Origin of the sequence: Richelia sinica FACHB-800, from assembly GCF_014698825.1 — a bacterium.
Taxonomy (GTDB): Bacteria; Cyanobacteriota; Cyanobacteriia; order Cyanobacteriales; family Nostocaceae; genus FACHB-800.
Genome location: NZ_JACJTT010000031.1, coordinates 34,127 through 56,321 on the forward strand (window position 1 = coordinate 34,127; position 22,195 = coordinate 56,321).

Annotated in this window: 18 protein-coding genes; 12 read left to right on the forward strand and 6 right to left on the reverse strand. The window is 40.4% G+C overall.

Annotated features, from left to right (window positions below; all coding sequences use genetic code 11):
- Nucleotides 1-9 precede the first annotated feature (9 nt).
- The 3 genes from H6G73_RS18335 to H6G73_RS18345 all read right to left on the reverse strand — a co-directional run bounded on the left by H6G73_RS18335 (nt 10) and on the right by H6G73_RS18345 (nt 8,249).
- Nucleotides 10-5,484 (reverse strand): PAS domain S-box protein, encoded by a 5,475-nt coding sequence (locus H6G73_RS18335; RefSeq protein ID WP_190607096.1) that lies wholly within the window; start codon nt 5,482-5,484, stop codon nt 10-12.
- A 788-nt stretch (nt 5,485-6,272) separates the two neighbouring features.
- Nucleotides 6,273-7,220 (reverse strand): N-acetylmuramoyl-L-alanine amidase, encoded by a 948-nt coding sequence (locus tag H6G73_RS18340; protein ID WP_190607099.1) that lies wholly within the window; start codon nt 7,218-7,220, stop codon nt 6,273-6,275.
- Nucleotides 7,221-7,592: 372 nt separating this feature from the next.
- Complete coding sequence (locus H6G73_RS18345) at nt 7,593-8,249, reverse strand: hypothetical protein (protein WP_190607101.1); 657 nt, start codon at nt 8,247-8,249, stop codon at nt 7,593-7,595.
- Between the two features lie 289 nt (nt 8,250-8,538).
- Here H6G73_RS18345 and H6G73_RS18350 point away from each other — a divergent pair, with 289 nt between their 5' ends.
- The 10 genes from H6G73_RS18350 to H6G73_RS18395 all read left to right on the forward strand — a co-directional run bounded on the left by H6G73_RS18350 (nt 8,539) and on the right by H6G73_RS18395 (nt 15,808).
- Nucleotides 8,539-9,132, forward strand: a complete 594-nt coding sequence (locus tag H6G73_RS18350) for a TetR/AcrR family transcriptional regulator (RefSeq protein WP_190607103.1) — start codon at nt 8,539-8,541, stop codon at nt 9,130-9,132.
- A 46-nt stretch (nt 9,133-9,178) separates the two neighbouring features.
- On the forward strand, nt 9,179-10,468 hold the full coding sequence (locus H6G73_RS18355; protein ID WP_190607105.1) for an ABC exporter membrane fusion protein: 1,290 nt from the start codon (nt 9,179-9,181) through the stop codon (nt 10,466-10,468).
- Between the two features lie 58 nt (nt 10,469-10,526).
- Nucleotides 10,527-11,708, forward strand: coding sequence for an ABC transporter permease DevC (gene devC, locus H6G73_RS18360; RefSeq protein ID WP_190607106.1), 1,182 nt, complete (start codon nt 10,527-10,529; stop codon nt 11,706-11,708).
- Between the two features lie 52 nt (nt 11,709-11,760).
- Nucleotides 11,761-12,504: a DevA family ABC transporter ATP-binding protein gene (locus tag H6G73_RS18365; protein WP_190607131.1), complete on the forward strand. Its 744-nt coding sequence runs from the start codon at nt 11,761-11,763 to the stop codon at nt 12,502-12,504.
- A 30-nt stretch (nt 12,505-12,534) separates the two neighbouring features.
- Nucleotides 12,535-13,179, forward strand: coding sequence for a MotA/TolQ/ExbB proton channel family protein (locus tag H6G73_RS18370; protein WP_190607108.1), 645 nt, complete (start codon nt 12,535-12,537; stop codon nt 13,177-13,179).
- 32 nt (nt 13,180-13,211) lie between these two features.
- Nucleotides 13,212-13,619 carry an ExbD/TolR family protein gene (locus H6G73_RS18375; RefSeq protein ID WP_190607110.1) on the forward strand — a complete coding sequence of 136 codons (408 nt, stop codon included), beginning with the start codon at nt 13,212-13,214 and terminating at the stop codon, nt 13,617-13,619.
- 141 nt (nt 13,620-13,760) lie between these two features.
- Nucleotides 13,761-13,967 (forward strand): glycogen debranching protein, encoded by a 207-nt coding sequence (locus tag H6G73_RS18380; RefSeq protein WP_190607112.1) that lies wholly within the window; start codon nt 13,761-13,763, stop codon nt 13,965-13,967.
- Between the two features lie 3 nt (nt 13,968-13,970).
- On the forward strand, nt 13,971-14,150 hold the full coding sequence (locus tag H6G73_RS18385) for a hypothetical protein (RefSeq protein WP_190607113.1): 180 nt from the start codon (nt 13,971-13,973) through the stop codon (nt 14,148-14,150).
- A 251-nt stretch (nt 14,151-14,401) separates the two neighbouring features.
- On the forward strand, nt 14,402-14,962 hold the full coding sequence (locus H6G73_RS18390; protein ID WP_390840409.1) for a methylmalonic aciduria and homocystinuria type D protein: 561 nt from the start codon (nt 14,402-14,404) through the stop codon (nt 14,960-14,962).
- Between the two features lie 588 nt (nt 14,963-15,550).
- The gene (locus H6G73_RS18395; protein WP_190607117.1) at nt 15,551-15,808 is read left to right on the forward strand and encodes a hypothetical protein; all 258 of its coding nucleotides are present in this window, start codon (nt 15,551-15,553) and stop codon (nt 15,806-15,808) included.
- 134 nt (nt 15,809-15,942) lie between these two features.
- On the opposite strand, the gene nadB is transcribed toward H6G73_RS18395, so the two are convergent.
- The 3 genes from nadB to H6G73_RS18410 form a co-directional block, all read right to left on the reverse strand.
- Nucleotides 15,943-17,616: an L-aspartate oxidase gene (nadB, locus tag H6G73_RS18400; RefSeq protein ID WP_190607119.1), complete on the reverse strand. Its 1,674-nt coding sequence runs from the start codon at nt 17,614-17,616 to the stop codon at nt 15,943-15,945.
- 154 nt (nt 17,617-17,770) lie between these two features.
- Nucleotides 17,771-18,199 (reverse strand): photosystem II complex extrinsic protein PsbU, encoded by a 429-nt coding sequence (gene psbU / locus H6G73_RS18405; RefSeq protein WP_190607121.1) that lies wholly within the window; start codon nt 18,197-18,199, stop codon nt 17,771-17,773.
- A gap of 358 nt (nt 18,200-18,557) precedes the next feature.
- The gene (locus H6G73_RS18410; protein WP_190607122.1) at nt 18,558-19,295 is read right to left on the reverse strand and encodes a DUF3120 domain-containing protein; all 738 of its coding nucleotides are present in this window, start codon (nt 19,293-19,295) and stop codon (nt 18,558-18,560) included.
- A gap of 200 nt (nt 19,296-19,495) precedes the next feature.
- On the opposite strand from H6G73_RS18410, the gene H6G73_RS18415 reads away from it, so the two are divergent.
- Both H6G73_RS18415 and H6G73_RS18420 read left to right on the forward strand, forming a co-directional pair.
- Nucleotides 19,496-20,404: an undecaprenyl-diphosphate phosphatase gene (locus tag H6G73_RS18415; protein ID WP_190607124.1), complete on the forward strand. Its 909-nt coding sequence runs from the start codon at nt 19,496-19,498 to the stop codon at nt 20,402-20,404.
- A gap of 408 nt (nt 20,405-20,812) precedes the next feature.
- Nucleotides 20,813-22,159, forward strand: coding sequence for a TIGR03279 family radical SAM protein (locus H6G73_RS18420; protein WP_190607126.1), 1,347 nt, complete (start codon nt 20,813-20,815; stop codon nt 22,157-22,159).
- The last annotated feature ends 36 nt before the right edge of the window (nt 22,160-22,195 follow it).

Consider the following 22,195-nt stretch of genomic DNA (forward strand, 5'->3'; position numbering starts at 1 on the left):
AAGAATTAATTATTTTTGATGTAATAAATTTTGGATTTTTTCTACTAACATTTTCAATTTGACTGGTTTGGTTACATAGTCATTGGCTCCTGCTGCTAAACATTTTTCGCGATCGCCTGGCATAGCTAAAGCGGTTAATACAATAATGGGAATTGGGGTTAATTCTGGATCAGCCCGCAACAATCGCATTGCTGTCAGTCCATCCATTCCCGGCATTTGAATATCCATGAGAATTAAATCAGGATGTTGGGTTTTTGTCATGGTCAGTGCCTGTTGTCCATCCTTAGCCATGATCAATCGATATCCTCTTGCCTCCAAATAGTTGGAGATACTGGCAATATTGGCTTCGTTATCTTCTACCAACAAAATCAATGGTGGGGTAGTTGGTTCTGATGGCTGATCACCGGAAGAAATAATTAATGCAGTGTGAGAATCATCTTCAGGATTTTGGAGTTTTTTGATGGAGTTACGGATTTGCTCGCGGGAAATGGGTTTGACTAAATAATCATTAGCACCTAAGGTAAAGGCCTGCGATCGCTCATCTACTACGGAAATGACTAAAACGGGTATATTTTTAGTCACTGGATGCAGTTTTAGTTGTTCCAGGATTTGCCACCCAGACAAGTTGGGTAACAAAATATCCAGCAGAATCAATGCCGGATTAATACGGATTACTTCATCAATTGCTCCTTCACCTTGAGAATAGATAGTTGCCTGTAAATCCAATTCATGCAAATAGCGGGCCAATTGTTCTGCTGCCACCATTGAATCCTCAATGATCAGCACTTGAGGATTGTTGTCTGGTAAGGCCTGTAAGTTAATGGATGGGGTAAGATTCACACTAGGGGATGGAGATATACCCTGATCAGGTATACAAACTGTAAAACAGCTACCTTGACCTGGTTGACTAGTGACCGTAACTTTGCCTAAGTGTAATTCTACCAGTTGACGCACCAGTGCTAAACCTAGACCCGTACCGCTATGTTGACGGTTTAAACTACTATCAATTTGCACAAAGGGTTGAAATAGTTTCTCTAAGTCTGGTTGAGCAATACCAATACCTGTATCAATGATGGAAAAACAAATCCATTGGCTATGATTTGGGACTTGGTGAGAACCTAAGGACAAAAATCCTATTTTGGGTTGTTCAGTGCTATTTGCTTCTTGTGGTGATTCCACCTGCTTGTAGGCTATTAACTTCACCATACCCCCACTAGGGGTAAATTTAACGGCATTATTGAGCAAATTAATCAAAATTTGGCGAATTCGCCGTTCATCTGCCAATAATTCTGGTAAATCTGGGGCTATTTCTACAGATAAATGAATATTTTTTTTCAGTGCTTGTTGTTTGACGAAGGTAATACTGGAATCGCAAAGATAGTTGACGGTGACAGGTGCGGGTTGTAATTCTAGTTTGCCAGCTTCGACCTTTGATAAATCGAGAATGTCGTTAATTAGTTCTAGGAGGTGTTTACCACTGCGTTCGATGGTAGAAATGGCACGTTTTTGGCGATCGCTTAATTGATCAAAAACTCCCTCCAATAGTCCTTCCGACATGCCCAAAATGGCATTCAGGGGAGTCCGCAATTCATGGCTCATGTTGGCCAAGAATTCGTCTTTTAGCCTGGTAGCACGGGCTAATTCAGCATTAGTTTGTAACAATTCAGCTTCAATTTGTTTGCGTTCCGTAATTTCTGAAGCTGCACCCACAATTTGTTTAGGACGATTTTCACTATCACGAGTAAATAAAGTGTCATGGCTGACAAACCAATGCCAATTACCTTGGCGATCGCGCATTCGGTACTCAATTTCCCAAATATCACTATCATTAGCAGAATTAAATCTTTCATGGTGGGCTGCGATTCTAGGCAGATCATCAGGATGGGCTAATTGTGCAAACAACTGATCACCCATGGCGCGGATATCTTCTGGAGAGAACCCCAACAACCGACCAATAACAAGATTGGTATAAACATTGATGTTTTCTTGCAAATCATAAATATAGAGAATATCTGGACTAGCTTCCGTTAGTCGCTGAATCAAATACTGACTTTCCTTTAAAGCCAATTCAGTTTTTTTCCGGTCAGTAATATCTAAGGCTGCACAGGTAATACCTTCAATATTGCCGTGTCTATCTAGTAACGGGTCAATGGTCAGCACATAGCAGATAAAATCATCTTGAACATTGACAATCACTTCTTCCCTTAACCCTTGACCTGTAGATAAAACTCGGCGTTTCAAAACTTCTAACTTGTAAGCATCCTCTGTTTGGAATAAGTCAGTATCAAACTTGCCCACTACTTCTTCAGACCTAAAACCCAAGGCTGGATTGTAAATCCAGGTATAACGCAGGTCAAGGTCTTGGTTAAACACAACAATGGGTGAATTGTTTAAAGCTATGCGGAACCTTTCTTCACTGCGGCGCAAAGCATCTTCCATGTGTTGCCTGTCAGTAATATCCTGGACTAATTTGGCAAAATAATCTACGCTGCCATCTGGTTTACGCACACAACGTACAGACACTATCACATAAACAATCTGTCCATCTTTGCGAATAAATCGCTTATCTAAGGAATATCCTTCACTCTCTCCCGTGAGGATGCGGTTTAATTTTGTTAATTCTTTGACCAAATCATCTGCATAGGTTAATTCTGTCCATTTGCAACTCATCAATTCAGTCCGTGAATAGCCCAGCATCTCACACAGACGATCATTTACTTCTAACCATTCCTGTTCAGGAGAAGTAATGGCCATCCCCACCAGAGACTGCTCAAAATAGCGTCGGAAACGTTCTTCGCTGCGGCGGAGTGCTTCTTCCACTTGTTTTTGTTCAGTAATATCGCGAAAAATACTTTGAACAACCAAGCCACTATTGGATTGAATTACACTACCTGTCATATCTATAGGAATTTGGGATTGGTCTTTTCGCAGTACCTTAGTGTCCAAAAGCTGACTATTTTTTTGTTGTGTCACCATGGTCGAGAAGGTCGCGCAGGCCCTTTCTCTATCCTCTATTGGATAAATATGGGTATAGTGCAAGCTAGTTAATTCATCTCTGGAATATCCAAATAACTCTTCTGCTTGGCGGTTTACTTCTAATAAATTGCCATGAATATCTGTCAAAATAATCGCATCACTAGCCCCATCCATTAAGGCTCGATATCGTTGTTCGCTTTCTCGCAGTGCCGCAGTCCGCTGTTCCACTCGCCCCTCTAATTGCTCATTGAGTTGGCGCAGTTGTTCTTGACTATTTCGTAATAATGCTTCTGTTTGTTTGAGTGCCGTAATATCTGATAAAGAAATCAAAAAAGCCTCTTGACCTTGCCAATAAATTTTGGCTGTTTGCATATTAACTGTCCGTCTTTTACCCGATGGTTGCAGCAATTCAATTTCTTCTTCTCGACGGCTTCTATAGTCGCAGGGAATTCCTAAAGGCCAACCGCACAATTCATCTATATTCCTACCAAACATTTGGGCAGCGGCTGGGTTGACAAAAACAATTATGCCCTGACGATCTACAGCAACTAAGCCACTGGAACTGGTTTCTACTATGGTTCGTAGGCGTTCTTCACTAATTTGTAATTCTTTTTCTATTTGCTTTCGCTCACTAATGTCTCGACAAGAATAAAGCCAAGTTCCATCGGCAATGTCTACTTTTTTGATATTAATCAGGATGGTATGAATTTTGCCATACTTATCATAAATATCTTTTTCAATATTAGTAATTTCACTTGTCAATGTTATCTGTGTTGATGCAATTATTACTTGACCTAGCAAGCGGTCAATGCTGCCCATTGCCAAAATTTCATCCACAGAATAGCCAAAGATGACATGCACATTGGGGCAAATAAAGGTAAATTTACCTGTATAGTCAGTAATGAAAACAGCATCAGCTATGTTATTTAGAGTTGTCCGGTAAATAGCTTCTGACTCTGCCAGGGCTATTTCTGCTCTTTGTCTTTCTTGTAATTCTAATTGGGCACGATGATACAATTCCGCTTGTTGGATGGCAATGGCCACATGCACCGATAATTTTTGCAATAATTCTATTTCTTCAATAAACCAATTGCGGGGAGAGCTTTGACAGGCTAACATCAATCCCCACAGTCCATTTCCTAAGATAATCGGCACTAAAATTTTGGCTTGAATGTCTAAACTTTGCAGTAATTGTCGATGACAATCCGTGAGATTTTCTTTAGCCACATCATGTACTACTCGGATTCTGCCATTCAGATATGGTTGCAGCCAAGCCTCTTGCAAACAGCAATCATTAATATCATGTCCAACGAAAGATTCCCATTCTTCACCAAAGTTATCAGCAATGACGACACCCTGATTGTGCTGTTGAAATTGATAAACGATGACGCGATCGCATTTTAAATATTTGCGGACTTCGGAGGAAATGGTATTTAAGGTATCTTCCAAGTCCAGGGAGGCCCGAATGCGACTAGTAATAATTCCTAATAACTCCTCTAGGTCTGCTTTGACTTGTAATTGTTGGGTGCGCTTTTGAATTTCTTGCTCTAGTTGGACATTGCGATTTTGCAAGAGTTCTAGTTTCTCTGTTTCTAATTGGGAAACTTTTTGCTTGAGTGAGTCTACTACTTTGTAAATATCAAAGGGATTTAAGGTTTGTAGTAAGGTGGTTTGGGTAATAATTCCTTGCAGTTCACCCTGTTCACCTGTCACCACCACTCGACTAATGCGTCGTTCTTGCATGAGTGTCAGTGCAGACCACAAAGACTCATGGACAGTGACGGAAAAAACTGGGGCACTCATAACTGTTGCCACTGCCATTAATTCCAGGTTTAACTCTAGGGATTGAAATTGGACTATATCCCGTTCCGTCACAATACCTATGGGAAAAAAGAGAGAATCTTTTTCCTCTACAATCACCACAGAACTAACTTTTTCTTTTGCCATTAAACGTGTAATATCTAACACATTTGTCTGCGAAAAAGCCTTGACTATTCGCATTGTCATGACTTCAGAAATGAGACGCAATCGCAACAAATCACTAGGATGGATAACTTGCCTGAGGCTTTCATGAGTTACCAGTCCTGTTAATTTGCCATGAGCATCTACTATGGGTAAATGACGAATTCGATGGCGCTGAAACAAATTGAGTACAGAAAAAATATCATTCAATGCCGATTGATTGATAGTAATCACACCAGAAGTCATGACCTGGGCAATCGCTAATCCCGCAATTGTTTGCCCTTCTGCGCTGAGGTTAACAACATCCCTTTCTGTAAAAATACCAACTAGTCTTTCTCCTGCCATCACCAATACGCAACTAGAGCGAGCTTCTACCAACAACTCCTGAGTAGAAGATTCAGTATCTTCTAACACACAACTAGCGCGTGCCTGACTCATCAGGGCGATCGCTTCAGTAGCCAACGTCTCTGGAGACACGACTAAAGGATGAGCAATAATCGCCTGTTCCAGATGAATAGATTCAATGAGGGAGGAGGAAATCAGCATTATAATCTGACAAAATCAGCTAATTGAAAGCGTTCGGGAAATGAGCAACCAACAACAATAGCCCAGAAAACAACTATGCCAGGACTATGTTGTAGTATAAGCATTTATAATCAGGCTCTTTAAACAGTATTTGTATTGATTTTGGCTGGAATAAAGAAAAACTTTAGAATTATCAAGATTTTATATTTCTAGATGTTGCGTTTTGGATCGCTGTGACTTCACCCAAAAACAATTAACCTGTCTGGTGAAAGACCAGTCACTACAACAACAAGGAAAGTGTTATTTAACACTTTTATATAGATGCAAAAAAGAGAAGCAATCGACTAGATATCCTCTAAATCCATTGCCAAAACCTAATTTTCTAATAAGTCTATTGTATGCAAAAGGTGTAAATTCATTACCAGACAACACTCTAATTTTTTTCTTTCTAAAAAAAGCAGCTAATAAACTGCTCATAACATTTTAATTCCCTCATCTCCCCTATTTCTCCCCTTTTCCCCTGTAAGCTCAAGTAATTCCATAGTCTATAGGTATGTTTAGCTCAAGCCCCATCCCATCTTCAGGGGCTTTTTATTTTGACACTTAAATAGGGTGCCCTATCCTTTGGTATTAGGCACCCTATGAGATTTGAGTTAATTAATGTTTGATATAGCAATGGACAGAACGGTTAGGACATTAACTAACACTAAAATCGAGACAGCCAAAGGCTTCTAGCACTGTCACCTGTCACCTGTTACCTGTCACCTGCTATATTTACCAATCACACAGATTCATTTGTGTGAATTCCACTAGCCAAGTAATTTTGCCCAAGTCATAGGCCCAACAATACCATCACTCGTTAAACCATTTTGAGCTTGATATTTCTTCATTGCTGCTTCTGACTGTGGCCCATAAATACCATCAATATCTACACCCACACGGAATTGCAGATATCTTACCACTGGTGCACCAGCATGATTAACCCGAATCACTCGTTTGGCGATGATTTGATTCAATGCCTCCCAGAAAGTGCTACCAGCAATTCCTGTGGGCATAATTCCCACTATCTTTTGAAACTTTTCAATGGCTGATGTGGTAGCTGGGCCCATAGCATTATCTTCTACTAAAGGCTTGTTATTTCTATCTGTTATTTTTAATTGATTCAGAGACTTTTGGATTCTTAACACTGTTTTATCAGGATTATCACCGTCATCAGGCACTGTTTTTACAGGTTCGCTTGCTGTTGGCACTTTCCCAGTTAAACCCTTGACTATGGCATCAGCCATGGCTTCTCCGTCATAGAGTTCCATATCCTTGGCTGAATCAATAAAGCAGCATTCTATGAGAATCGCTGGCATATTTGTGTTGCGAAGAACATACAAATGGGAACCATTTTTCACACCCCGATTAAAAAAACCTAACTTAATAATTTCATTTAATACAGGCTGGGCAATTTTTTTGGCGTTATCACTAATGGCGAATACTTCTGTCCCGTTAGCTCTACCATTAAAAGCATTAAAATGAATAGAAACAAAAAGATCCACTCTGTTTCTATTAGCTGCATCACAACGTCCAGCCAGAGAACGTCCTACACTAGAAGCACTTTTAGGTTTACAATCAACTACTTCATTACCTAAACTTCTTAATTTTTCCATAACTTTATTACCCACTTCTGTGGTTAAGTTATCTTCAAATTTAATTCCTCTAGCTCCGGTATCAGGTGGACAGTTATGACCGATATCAATGCCAAACTTCATATTTTTATCCTCAATTTATGTTAGCAAATGTGCAGATTATCTTTCTTGAAAAGTATTTTTAAATTGCACACATAAGTAGATTTTTTAGGTAAATCTACTGCTGCTAAATTATATGTAAAAAAAGACAGGACTATGATATCACAAATTGTCATAACTAGCGAAAAGACAATCTAAAAATTAATCCAGATATGTGAGTCTTTAGTGATTATTTGCCAAAGGCAAAAACAGGAGACAGAAGGTAGGGGAAAAGTTATGGTGTTAGCTAACTTTGTCATAGAGTCCCCTGACCTGGTGGCATTTTTACTGATTTTGTTCAGCAACTTTCTGTCCCCTACTACCCTTGGTCATTTTCACCTGCACCAGGAATAGCTATCACCTGTTATCCAGTAGTTGATTAACTTGCTGCCCTCGACGACCAGTTTTGATTTCATAGCGACGGGTGAGGTTATCCTCATAATTCATATCTCTAGCTGCGGCAGCACCAACAAAGGCATCACAATTTTTACCTTGTACCACAGTAGAAGAACTACTGCTATTTTCTTCATTACGGTTGCTATTTTGGTCACGGGCTTCATTGTTGTTCTGGCTACCTTGGCTGGCCCCGCTACCACTGACACCAATACCTAAGAAACTGACACCACCTCCACCACCGTCATTATGACTGCGAGATGAACTGGAACGACTGCTGCTGGAGTTAGCAAGAGCTATTTTATTAGAACTGTTGCGAGTATTGTTCCCTAAACCTATGTCACTGCATAACGCACGGGGGTCATTTGCTAAGGTTTTTTGATCAACCCAAGATTGGTGATCACCTAATCCTTGAATTTCACTGGTGCCAACGGGATTAGTTGTTGTATTTGCAGGGGAATTGTTGGCAGTGCCATTACCGATGGTAGCTCCTCTTGTTGCAGCCGCAGGAGAAAAGATGTCATTAGGCTTGAGGTCAAATGGCCCGGCAAAAGCTGGGATGGAAGTTGTAATCAGTGCGGTAGCTGTTAACAAGGAACCTGTGAAGTGATGGAATTTCATGATTAGACTCCAAAAGTGTCAGTGTGGTTGCTAAATGTTGGGTTTTATCCCCTTCACTGACTACATAGGTTGAGTCTTTTTGGTTTATGCAGTTCCTAAGTGCAATTTGTCTATGGACTCAATAGAAAGTATCGAGAAAGCCAATTATTAATTTATGAAACAAATATATAAAATAAGTTAAGATAATACCCATGTGCAATATTTAACCACTTCTACATTCTCTATTGACTAGCAGATGGATTCCAGTTAACCTAAATATAACGAGCGTTCGATATAAATTCTCTGCGTTATGCCGAAAATAGTTGATCATGAACAGTACCGTAAAGAATTACTCGGCAAATGCTTCGATTTATTTGCCCAGAAAGGCTATGCGGCTATTACTATGCGGCAAATCGCTCAGGGTTTACAGGTGTCTACTGGTACTCTTTATCACTACTTTCCCAGCAAACAAGCTTTGTTTGAGCAGTTGGTAGAGGAAATCAGTCAGCAAGATGTGGTAGCAGCTTTAGCCGAGTTGGGAGGGAAGAAGAATTTATCGGAGTCGATGGCGGCTTTGGGTAAATATTTGGTGAAAAATGAGGATTATTTAATTAAGTGGACTTACGTCTGGGTTGATTTTTGTCAACATCAAGACTCGAAAACAATGCTGAATAATAGCACTGTTTTTAAACGGGCAAATAAGCGTTATCAGCAAGCTACCTGTGATTTATTAGGAATCGACGATGATGTTTTAGCTGCCTTTGTTCTGAGTTTTGTGAATGGTGTGATTCTAGAAAAATTATGGGGTAATGAAAACATAGATTTTTTAGAACAATGTGCCATTTTGGGTAAGATGTTGACGTTGTATTTGCAGCAAAAAGAAAGTTATTTTGTGTGTAGTTAATTAGGCAAATTATTAATCATCAAAAATAGTTTTTTTGGGGAATCCAATGCGTCAAAATTTGTTGTTTAAACCTGCTAATCAAGGTTTAATTACTTTAGTTATGGCGGCTACTGCACTGACTGCGGGAATTGCTATTTATGGTATTTCTAATTTCGGTCAAGTTGGCAAAAATCCTGCACCAGAATCAGCATCAACTACCTCTAGAGTACAAAAAGTCAGTGCTTTGGGCCGACTGGAACCGGAAACGGAGGTGATTAATTTATCTGCACCTCTGGCTTTAGATGGCGATCGCGTGGCCAAATTGTTAGTCAAGGAAGGGGATAGTGTGAAAGCTGGGCAGGTGATTGCGATTTTAGATTCCCGCGATCGCTTGCAAGATGCCGTCCAACAAGCACAAACCCAGGTGAGAGTAGCCAAAGCGAAGGTAATTCAAGTGCAAGCTGGGGCAAAATCTGGGGAAATTCAAGCCCAGGAAGCGAGTATTGAAAGAATCACAGCCCAATCCCAAGGTGATAGTACAGCCCAACAGGAAGCGATCGCTCGCATCGAGGCTCAATGGCAAGGTGATAGAATTGCCCAAGGTGCAACCATTAATAAATTAGCGGCAGAATTAAACAACGCTGAAGCTGAATATCAACGCTATCAAAAACTCTATACAGAAGGGGCTATTTCCAGTTCGGTAATTGATAGCAAACGTTTAAATGTGGAAACTGCCAAACAGCAAGTAGATGAAGCTAAGGCCGTTCTCAATCGCATCAATAATACTGCCATTAAGCAACTAGCAGAAGCCAGAGTAGCTTTAAATCGGACTAATACCACTGGCAATAAACAAATTCGGGAAGCCAAAGCCACCCTCAACAGTATTGCGGAAGTTCGACCTGTGGATGTGGAAGTGGCCCAAGCAGAATTAGCCAGTGCGATCGCCACTTTAAACCGTGCCAAAACTGACCTAGAAGCAGCTTACATCAAAGCGCCTATGGCAGGTAAGGTCTTGAAAATTCATACCCATGCCGGGGAAAAAATTGATAGTGATGGCATTGCAGACTTCGCCCAAACGAACCAAATGATGGCAGTGGCAGAAGTATATCAAACTGATATCGGCAAAATTAAACTAGGTCAAAAAGCTATAGTTACCAGTCAAGCCTTTGCTGGAGAACTGCGGGGAACTGTTGACCAAATAGGTTTACAGGTTGACCGCCAAAACGTTTTTAGCGATCAACCAGGGGAAAACCTGGATAGTCGGATTGTAGAAGTAAAAATTCGCCTCAACCCTGAAGATAGTCGGAAAGTAACTGGATTGACTAATTTGCAAGTCCAAACCGTCATTGAATTGTAAAGTTTGTTTGCGATTAAGCATAACGAATGTTCGTTATTAAATATCAAAATCAAAGCATATGGTGCTGCAATTATTCCGAAAAACGCCCCTAGCTTGGCGACAGTTAATGAAAGAAAAAACCCGGTTAGCCATAGCCGTAGCTGGGATTACTTTTGCTGACATGCTGATTTTTATTCAGATGGGTTTTGAAAGTGCATTATTTGATGCTGCTATTCAACCCCATCGGAATTTACGAGCAGATTTAGTCTTAACTAATCCTCAATTTCAAACCTTATTTTCCGTCAAAAGTTTTTCTAGAGAAAGACTTTATCAAGCATTAAGTTATGACGGTGTAGAATCAGTTAATTCTGTTTATATTGCCACTGGACAATGGCGCAATCCAGCTACAAGAATGGACAGGGCAATTCTTGTCTGGGGAGTAGATCCAGTAGAACCAGGATTAACATTTCCAGAATTGTCAACCAAAAAAGATTTCCTCAAGCCCTTAAATCAAGTCTTATATGATGAAGCTGGTCGTCCAGAATATGGAGAAGTAGGTAAGATTTTTAGGGAAACAGGGAGTTTCGCCACGGAATTAAATAGCAAGGCTGTGAATGTTAAAGGTCTATTTAGTAATGGTGCTTCCTTTGCTGCTGATGGTAATGTAATTGCCAGCCATTCTACCTTTTTGCAAATATTTACAGAACGCAAGGCTGATCAAATAGAAGTAGGCTTAATTACTCTCAAACCTGGTGCAGATATTGAGCAAGTCAAAGCCCAATTGAAAGCAGGATTAAATCCAGACCCGAATCAAATTGCTGTTGATGTAGATACTCCTGAAGGATTTGCCCAGCGAGAAAGAAATTATTGGGCTACTGGTACAGGTATTGGCTTTATTTTTGGTTTGGGTGTGGGAGTTGGTTTCATTGTAGGAATTGTGATTGTTTATCAAATTCTCTATTCCGATGTGTCTGACCATTTACCAGAATATGCAACTTTAAAAGCCATGGGTTATACCGATGGTTACTTATTGGGAGTGTTGCTACAAGAAGCAATATTTTTAGCAGTTTTGGGATATTTACCTGCGTTTTTTTTGTCATTTGGGCTGTATCAACTTACCTACACGGCAACAATGCTACCTATTTTTATGAAGGTAGACCGAGCAATTAATGTGTTTATTTTGACGGTAATTATGTGTAGCGTTTCTGGGGCGATCGCTATGCGAAAACTCCGCGCTGCTGACCCAGCAGATATTTTTTAATTGAGAAAACTTCTGGTTTGCACCAACACACAAAGGGAAAATACATATGTCAATGGAAACTACTACTATCTCTGCTACAGCCCAGATAGCTACAGAAACCGTTATTGCTGTTAGTAACCTCAATCATTATTTTGGGAATGGGGCGTTAAGAAAACAAGCTTTATTTGATATTAATTTAGAAATTCAAGCCGGGGAAATTGTGATTATGACTGGCCCTTCTGGGTCAGGCAAGACAACTTTATTATCCTTGATGGGGGGTTTGCGTTCCGCCCAAGTAGGGAGTTTAAAAATTTTGGGCGAAGAAATGTGCGGTGCCAGTAGAATCCAATTGACTAAGTTACGCCGCCAAATTGGGTATATTTTCCAAGCCCATAACTTGATGAACTTCTTGACAGCGAAAGAAAATGTCCGTATGTCCTTAGAACTGCATGAAGAATATTTAAGGGAAGATATCAATGCCAAAGCGATCGCTATGTTGGAACAGGTAGGGCTAGAAAATCGCCTTGATTACTATCCAGAGAGTTTATCAGGAGGACAGAAACAACGGGTAGCGATCGCCCGTGCTTTAGTCAGTCATCCGAAAATCGTCCTCGCTGACGAACCCACAGCCGCCCTTGATAAAAAATCCGGCCGTGATGTAGTGGAATTAATGCAAAAATTAGCCAAGGAACAAGGCTGTACCATCTTGCTAGTCACCCACGATAACCGCATCCTCGATATAGCTGATCGGATCATTTACATGGAAGATGGTCAACTCATCAGTGACGGTGTGGATGCAGTTGCTAAAATGCACTAATCTAAACCTTGATGATTGGCAAAATTGTAGATGAACATTGGTAATCTATTTCAAGCTGGTGGTGTGGTCATGTGGCCACTGCTGTTCTTTTCCATCGTTGCAGTAGCATTAATCATTGAACGCATCAGCTTTTGGGTAAAAATTAGTGGTCGTCAAAACCGCGTTGTGCAGAATGTACTGCGGGTTTATCGTCAAGATAACCTAGTGACAGCCTTAGATATCTTACAAAAAAACACCGATTTACCCATTGCCCGGATTTTTTTAGCAGCTTTAGAATTAGAAGAACCAACCCCAGAAGAATTTCGTTTAGCTTTAGAAAGTGAAGCCCAAGCAGAAATTCCTCTCTTAAAACGGTTTCAAAATATTTTTGATACCATCATTGGTTTAGCACCATTGTTAGGACTGTTAGGTACAGTATTGGGTCTCATCACCTCCTTTGCATCCTTAGATATTGGTGATGTGGGAGGGACAAAAACCGCTGGTGTGACTTCGGGCATTAGTGAAGCATTAGTGTCTACCGCCTCTGGCTTAGTGGTAGCTATCTTTACTCTGTTTTTTTCTAATTCTTTTCGTGGACTTTATCAACGCCAAATTGCTTGGATTCAAGAATATGGTGGTCATTTAGAATTGCTTTACCGTCATCGTTATGAAAGAAGGCAAGTCAGCCCTAGATAATCAACTTGAATTTGGTTTGTGAGTCTTTATTTATGCGCTTACCCGAAGAACCGGATATTCCTGCCCAAATTAATATTGTGCCGATGATTGATGTCATTTTTGCAATTTTGACATTTTTCATCATGTCTACTTTGTATTTAACTCGTTCCGAAGGTTTACCAGTCAATTTACCCAAAGCCGCAACAGCCAAAGCAGCCGCGAAAGCTGCACCAATTACCATTACAATTGACTCCATCGGTGATATTAGTTTAAACCGCCAACCAGTTAACCTGAATTTGTTACCAGAGGAAATCCAAAGATTGAAGGGTAATAGTCCAGAAATATTGGTGGTGATTAATGCTGACGAAAGTTCTAGCCATGGCAACGTTGTCGCAGTTATGGATCGGGTGCGTCAGGTAGAGGGAGCAAAATTAGCGATCGCTACACAAAAATCTAATTAAGCTATTTTCGCCTTACCTTGATGATTGGTCAGTTGTTGTCAACAATTGACCAGCCAACCTAATCAGCAAAATATCGGCTAATTAAATAGTATCCTAAAGGAATCAAGCTCTTATTTAACAACTTTTATCAAGGATAAGTCTATGGCTATTTGGGTAAACGAGCAAATTGACCCCTCCGGTATGATTTACGCTTGCATTGCTTGTTGTGATGAGTCCCAAGCTAAAGACTGTCACGAATCATTTAAGCAAAATTTAACTGAAAAGCAAAAAGCAGATGGTTGGGTAGCCCAAATTCGTACTGTTCAATCTTGGGATGAAGTGCCGGTTAATGCTTTAAAACTCAATTAGTAGATGACTAAAAAATTCGGTCATCGTCTTTTCATTGTTTGTCCTAGTGAGAAAACTTTCTCCCGAAAACCATTCATTAATTTAAAAATCAACAGTCACAACCTAGATAGAGTAACCAGTTGGCAAGTTGACCAGGGTTACTCTATTAATGTTTTGATTGATTTATGTGATGAATTACTTTAAATCCATGATTATCGACTACTTTCGGCAATATCCCTGCAAATACTGACTATGATTAATAGGCGAGTAAATTTATCTTCAGTAAAACAAAAGGTTAGTCCTTGTTACAGGTCAGTGGCAATTGTGGGTTAGGATTTATAGCCTCTTGTTGATCAGCCTATTATCATTAAAAGTTGATGGTTTTTGAAAATTTTCAGGGTTATTATTAATAGCTAAGGAATAAAATAAAAACTTTCAAAAACAGAATAATTGTGGTGAGCTATATTAGGAGTTTTACATCAGCACCAAGCGGTCCGATTAATTTAGTTGGCAAAACTGGACAAGCTGTGCAAATTTCTATTCATAACCCCAGTCCTTATATCTGTGCCAACTGCGAACAGATATTACCCGATTGGAAACAGCAACAGTTTTTGTGGGTGGTGGTGATTCTCCAACAATCACGTCATCCCTTAATGGAAATCACAAAAGAAACCGAGAGAGAAAAAGAACGGTTACGGGAAAAGTTTATGAGGTTTGGTTGTGATGTGGCTTTCAATTTACGCGATCGCGGTTATCTTACAGATATAATTGACCCCCGCACAGGCTATCCTTTACTTTCCCATCCTGGTTTGGTTCCTCATGACGATACAGCTGTGGCTAAAGCTTTACTCAACTATCCTGTCATTAAGAATGATTGCTGTGTCCTAGTACATCCCGAATGGGGAACAGCAGTATATCCGAGTATTCTCATTTCCGAAGCCCCACCAGAAATTATGGAAGTTGTGATCAAAGCGATCGCACCTTTACATGGCTGGACGGAGAATACTTATGTATAACAGTCCCGTTTGTAGGCTTAAGATGAAGAAATAGCCAATAAACAAAAAATTTGGATAAACTGTTCATTTTTGACTGCTGTTTACCGTCTTTAGATAGTAGTCCTATTTGAGCTGTCTATAGGCAATCACAAGGAACAAAGAGGTAAACAGAATGTAATCACAGATTGTACAGGATGAATATACGGGGAAATTAACCAAATTTTCATAAAGAAACGGTTAAGAAATCACCCAGCAGCTAATTTTCCAGCAATCAAAATTTATTAATCCTGCATCAGTATTTGTATTTACGTCTAATTACTTTATTTAAAAATACTTGTATATAAAGAATCAGGCATAATTGAGGATAAAATTCAGAAAATACAACTTGAGGCTGATGGCGGTAGTTAAAGTTTAGATGTATTTCTTAAGTATGGCTACTGTGCCATAAATAAAATTCATGTTTTAAATTACAAGCTAGGGGTCACGAATTGAAAACAAGCTTATTTATAAATAAGAATTTAGTCTGTCCGTTTGTAAAGATTTCATATAGTGATCGCAAATCAACCAGAAATATACGGTGCATAATATTTGAAAACAGGAATCAGAACAATGGTGGTTAATTTTTTCAGGCAAGTAGAAACAAACGTCAAAATCACAGGGATGATGATTTGTCTCATTAGCGGGTGTATGTTCCTGGTTAACATGCCAGAACCAAACAATCACCTCCCAATTTTCATGACTAGTGAAGTGATCCAGACTTCTCCACAACAAGTCACTGATCAAGAGATGTACGCTCAAGATAGCAACACCTACATTCCCCCCAATTATGGCGGGCCTGACAGCCAATACGGCAGCGGCACAAGATAAGCAAGAATTAAAAATTAAAACTCCAGCACTTCTAGATTAAATACAAATTCCCACTGGAAAGTTCCCAGAAAATCTAGGTTTTTCTAGGCAAAAAGTTATTCTAGTCTGTTGACTTGTCTGCTCTCACTTCATAATCAGCCAGATTTCCACCAGAGATGGTTTTGGATTAAGGTATGGAATTGCCACTCAGGGTCTGTTTGGGGATAATCGAGACGATAATGTCCACCACGACTTTCGGTTCTAAAGACAGCACTTTTCAAAATTAAATAACCTACATCTAATAAATTGCGAGTTTCTGCCCAAAGCCTGAGTTGTGGTTCGAGATTGGGAAAATTGAGACTAGCAGCTTGCTGAGGATGTAAATTAGTTAGAAATATACTTAAAGGTAGGGCAGCAAAATCTGTTTGCCAAGATTCTATTGTAGCGATCGCTGCTTCTAAACTTGCTTGTTCCCGACAAATACCTGCACTTTGCCAGACTAACCGAGGTAACTGCTGGCGAATAGTTTCTAGCTGTGTTTGTTGATGTTCCCACTCGCTCTTAGACAAGGATAGCTGCATCGGAGTTGATTGCTTATCAGCAGCACCATCTTCACCCTTCATCCTTGCCACCCGATTTTGGATATCACCAACCTGGGCCCCAAACACAATACATTCCAACAAAGAATTACTAGCCAGACGATTTGCCCCATGCACCCCTGTACTCGCAGTTTCTCCCACCGCATATAAACCCGGAATATTGGTGCGGTTTTCTACATCTGTGAGAATACCACCCATCCAGTAATGGGCTGCTGGGGCTACAGGAACAGGTTCCTTAAAAACATCAATTCCCCAATGCTGACAAACTTTTATGATGTTAGGAAAGCGGTAACGAACTTTTTCTGGGGCGATAGGACGCATATCTAACCACACATGGGCAGTAGCCAAATCTGTAGCGGTACGTTGTAAATGACTAAAAATGGCTCGACTGACCACATCTCGTGGCGCTAATTCCCCAGAAGGGTGATAATCAAAGGCAAACCGCCGCCCTTCATCGTCTACTAAATGGGCCCCTTCTCCGCGTACAGCTTCACTAATCAGAAAACGTCCAGGTTTAGTCAGGGCTGTAGGGTGAAATTGAACAAATTCTAAATCACGGAGTATGGCCCCAGCCCGCCAGGCTATGGCCACTCCATCACCTGTACTGACTGCTGGGTTGGTAGTTTGGGCAAAGACCTGTCCACCACCACCAGTGGCTAACACCACCGCGCTAGCACGAATCCAGGTCACTTCACCTTGATAAAACAAACTAATGCCTTGACAATGACCGCTGGTGGGTTCAATCCACAAACTCAGGGCTAAGGCTTGTTGAATAACTTGAATATTGGGGCGACGTAAAACTTGGGCGGTGAGAGTGGTGGTTACTTCTCTACCTGTAGTATCGGCAGCATGGAGAACACGGGGACGAGAATGGGCGGCTTCTAAGGTTAAAGCTAAATGCTGGTCGTGACGGTCAAAGGCTACCCCTAAATTCACTAGAGATTGAATACATCGGGGGGCTGCTTGGGCTAAAAATTCTACGGCTTGAACATCACATAACCCTGCCCCTGCTTTGAGGGTATCTTCTATGTGTAACTTGGGCGAATCCTCTGGGGCAACTGCGGCTGCGATTCCACCTTGGGCCCAATCACTAGCGGACAGGGAAACGGTTTCTTTGGTAATTAAGCCAACTTGTAAGGATTCTGGCAGACATAGGGCTGTGTATAGTCCAGCTGCACCAGCACCGACAACTAAAACATCAAATTGAGGCGGAATATTTGTCTCAGGCAAGGTCAACCCCTTCGGGTAATTCGGTGAGAAGCATAAGAGTAGGGAATAGGAGGACAGATTTCCCCTAATTTTGTCCACCCATCCCCATCTCTTAAGTGTGCCACTACCTAAAACTAGGAGTGAGCGGTGATTGATGAGTTAACGGTGACAGAGATTATCTGTAGATACCGTTATTTAAGCGATCATCGCCTTCGTTAAAAGCAGGCTCATAGTCAGTGACAGTAAAATTGTCAAAGTTAGCTTCTAATAACTGTTTTTGGCGATCGCTTAATCCAGGAATATCGAGTACATCCTCTACTTTAGAGTAGGGAGCATTAGCAATAATTTTCTTAGCTAGAGTGGGATATAAACCTGGAAACTGTTGGAAACCACGAACATTGGTATTATTCAAATCAATTTTCTTACCAAATTCTGTTGCTAGTTTGGCATCTGCCCGATTTAAGCGGTCTAATGCTAAAACTGGTACTTGAGGCAAAGCAAAGCTGTTGACACTCAATGCTTGGGCTGTTTGAGTGGTACCCAACCATCCCCAGCAACCAAGCAACAAAGTAAAGACTGTTAATAAACGCACCAATCCTTTCACGATTTTTCTACCTCTCCATCAAACAAAAATAAATACTTGAAGCTAATAAGCTGTCAATTCTAGGCTGAAGTGAGAAATATGAAGGCAACCTCACAGATTAATCTAGAGGCTGGTAGAGGTGTTGTGTCCTCTGCACTTCATCTTACCTTTCAGGAGGCCAAACTATAGGTGTTTTTGTCCTGCATTCTTCATCCAGGTGTTGATAGCCGATCGCTTCATCAAAAACACAGCAGTCATCAGAAACTAATATACAGCGTATTAATATCCACAATATTTACTGCTACTGGGTTTGACTTTACTTTTATCAAAAAATACCACCCTTGGGTATTTACAGCCCTGACCAGCATAAAGGGAAAATTTAGGCAATAGCCGCCAGGAGTAAAAATAAACTATCCACCAAAATGGTACTCAAAACTGCTCCACCAAAGGCATACCAATGGTGCTGTTTGTTGGCTAGAGCGACAATTCCCATTGACATGAGGATGAGGGTGAGAATCACAGCCCAGGCTTGTCCCCAAGGGGTTTGCACGAGGGTCAGGGCATTTTTTAAGATTTGTGAAGTTTCTCCTACTTCCGCCATCATCAATTGTCGCCAGTAGGGCATTAAATCTACTAAATAAAAATATACGTCGGTTAAGACTGTGCCGAATAAGGAACCTAGATAAAACCAGTTACCTACTTTGCCCCAATTTCGGAGTAAACACCAAATGGCAAAGGGTAGACCGATGGATTCTACTGGTAAGTGCCAGAGTGGTTCCCAACGTAACCAACCCCAATAAATTGAGCCAGCTAACCAACTCCAACTGAAACCAAGGAGCAAATCCCCCCAGAGATAGGTTTGAGGGCGGGACATGAGTGTCAAACTGAGCCAAAACCACAACCCAGCGATCGCTAAACTCAAACTAGGGAGCGATCGCACTAAGGGCGCTTCTATAAATACTGGTACTGACACTAAAAATACTGCCGCAGCAAAAACTAGCAAATTTTGACGAGTACCAATTCTATGAGCAATAGAAGACGGTGAAAGGTTTCTAGGGTTTTCTTCCTCTAAATTAGGCCTAGCCGTATTTAAGGAAGTTAATGTTTGATTAATCAATGTTTTTAATATTTGTTACTAAACTTTACTTATCTACAATATCATAGACTAAAATCCCCCCCTGGGGCATTTTTATTATACGCCAGAAGTAATTGCCAAGGATAATTTTCCTGGTGAGATATGCAACCAATTGGCTGATGACTTCCACGGCAAGGCGGATAATTTGCTAGAATTACGCATTCGTTTTGGGAGTCTATTTGATGACGGCTGTCTTAGAAGTTAATAGCATTCAGTTCTTGCCCTACTTGCTACAGGTAGATGTTGCAGAAGGAAACCTGATTCAGCAATTATTCCAAGCATTTATCCTGGGTATCGTGCAAGGCATCACAGAATTTTTACCTATTAGTAGCACTGCTCACCTAGAGGTGTTTGCAAAAGCATTTAATTGGGAACAATTGGGTTCCAAAGCCTTTCTCGCTACCATTCAATTTGGCAGCGTGATCGCCGTTTTAATTTACTTTTGGCAGGATATTAAATCGATATTATCTGGCGGTTGGAAAGCCTATCGCGCCAAAGATTGGCAACAAGAAGAATGGAAATTATTAGTAGGAATAGCTATCGGGACTTTACCGGCTTTAGGTGGGGGATTTTTGCTGAAAAAAGTCCTGAATGATGAAAATTCCACTATTAATAGTATGACCAGTATTGCGATCGCCTCAATTGTCATGTCCCTACTCTTAGGTGCAGCGGAGAAATTAGGCAAACGCGAGCGCGGTTTTGATGCCTTAACCATTCGGGATGGGTTGTTAATTGGTTTAGGGCAAATGCTAGCTTTAGCACCTGGTGTTTCCCGTTCCGGTTCCACTTTAACCACCGCCCTATTTTTAGGCTTAGAAAGACAGACCGCAGCCAGATTTTCTTTCTTATTAGGTATTCCCACCTTGACAATTGCTACTTTGTATGCTTTTTTCAAAGAGGCATTAGGTAAAATAGACTTATTAGTGGTGGTGACGGGAACCCTATCAGCCTTTGTTTTTTCCTATTTGTCCATTGCTTGGTTGTTGCGTTACCTGCAAACGAAAAATACTTGGATCTTTGTGTGGTATCGCTTGGCCTTTGGGGCGACAATATTAGGAGCGATCGCTGCTGGAGTTTTGAGAAATAGTTGAGCCTAATTTTTAGAAGATATTTTAAAAGTCAAAGCTAGTCATCAAACATCCTATTTGTCTGAGGGTGGGCCAAGTCATCACCATATAAATAGACATCTGAGTAAAGACTGTAGAGACGTTACATGTAACGTCTCTACAGAGGTGATGATAAAGGCATATTTCATTAGGCAGGATATTGCTGGCAACAAACAGCCGCTACTTTGACAATATCCTCTCAAATACTCATAATCATCTATGCTTTTGTCGGGTTGTGCTATCGCTTAACCCAACCTCATATTTGATTACCTGAACCCGATTGGATGATAAGGTATATTTATTCATTAGTTACTAGTTTTAAAATCAAGAAACAGCAAACCTATTTTTTCCCTTAATTATCCAAAATTGCTATAAATATTTTTTCCATTACCTATGTCTACTATTCGTCCTGCTAAAATTACTAACGTCCTCCCCAACTCTATCGCGGCTGAAATTGGTTTTGAAGCTGGAGATGCCATAGTTGCAATTAATGGTACCCGTCCCCGTGATTTAATTGATTACCAATTTTTATGTGCGGATGAGTTGTTAGAATTAGAAGTTTTAGATGCGGCTGGTAAAACGCATCATCTGGAAATTGAAAAAGACTATGATGAAGACCTGGGGCTGGAATTTGAAACAGCCTTATTTGATGCCTTAATTCAATGTAACAACCGTTGTCCTTTTTGCTTTATTGACCAACAACCAGCAGGTAAACGTTCTAGTTTATATCTCAAAGATGACGATTATCGCCTGAGTTTTCTCTATGGTTCTTATCTGACACTGACGAATTTACCAGAAAAAGAATGGCAAAGAATAGAGCAAATGCGGTTATCACCTTTATATGTTTCTGTTCATGCCACAGAACCAGAAGTACGAATTAGATTATTAAAAAATTCCCGGGCTGGACAAATTTTAGAACAACTGAAGTGGTTTCAAAAAAGACGTTTACAAATCCATGCCCAGGTTGTAGTTTGTCCAGGGATTAATGATGGTGAACATTTAGAGAGAACCTTAACTGATTTAGTTGCTTTTCACACGGGAGAAGTGCCAACAGTTGCATCAGTAGCGGTGGTTCCTGTGGGTTTGACTAGATTTCGTCCCCCAGAAGATGAACTTGTACCCGTCACACCAACCAAAGCACAGGAAGTAATTACCCAGGTGCGATCGCTTGCCAGTAAATTTAAGCAAAAATATGGTTCTAGTGTAGTTTGGCTAGCAGATGAATGGTTTTTAATTGCTGGGGAAGAATTACCCTCAGAAGCAGAATACGAAGAATATCCACAAATTGATAATGGGGTGGGTTCTATTCGTTTATTTATCAAACAATTCCATCATGCTGCCGCTGAATTACTGCCCAGAAAAATATCTCCCTCGAAAAAGTTAACTTGGGTGGTAGGTAATGCAGTAGAAAAAGCTTTTCAATCAATTCTGAATGAGTTAAATGCCGTGGATGGTTTAGAAGTACAGATGGAAGCCTTAGCTAGTGATTATTGGGGACAAAATATTAGTGTGACTGGTTTAATTACTGGTCATGACTTGTTATTAAATCTCCAAGGAAAAGATTTAGGTACAGCAATTTTATTACCTAGTGTCATGCTCAAACATGGCGAATTAATCTTTTTAGATGATATGAGTGTAGCGGAAGTAGCAGCAACACTAAATACTCAAATTATTCCTGTATCTGGAGTCGAAGAATTAATTGATCAATGTGTAGCAGTGAATGAGCTTCACTTAATTTAGAAATCACCTTTGCATTCTTCTCTGTGTGTCTCTACG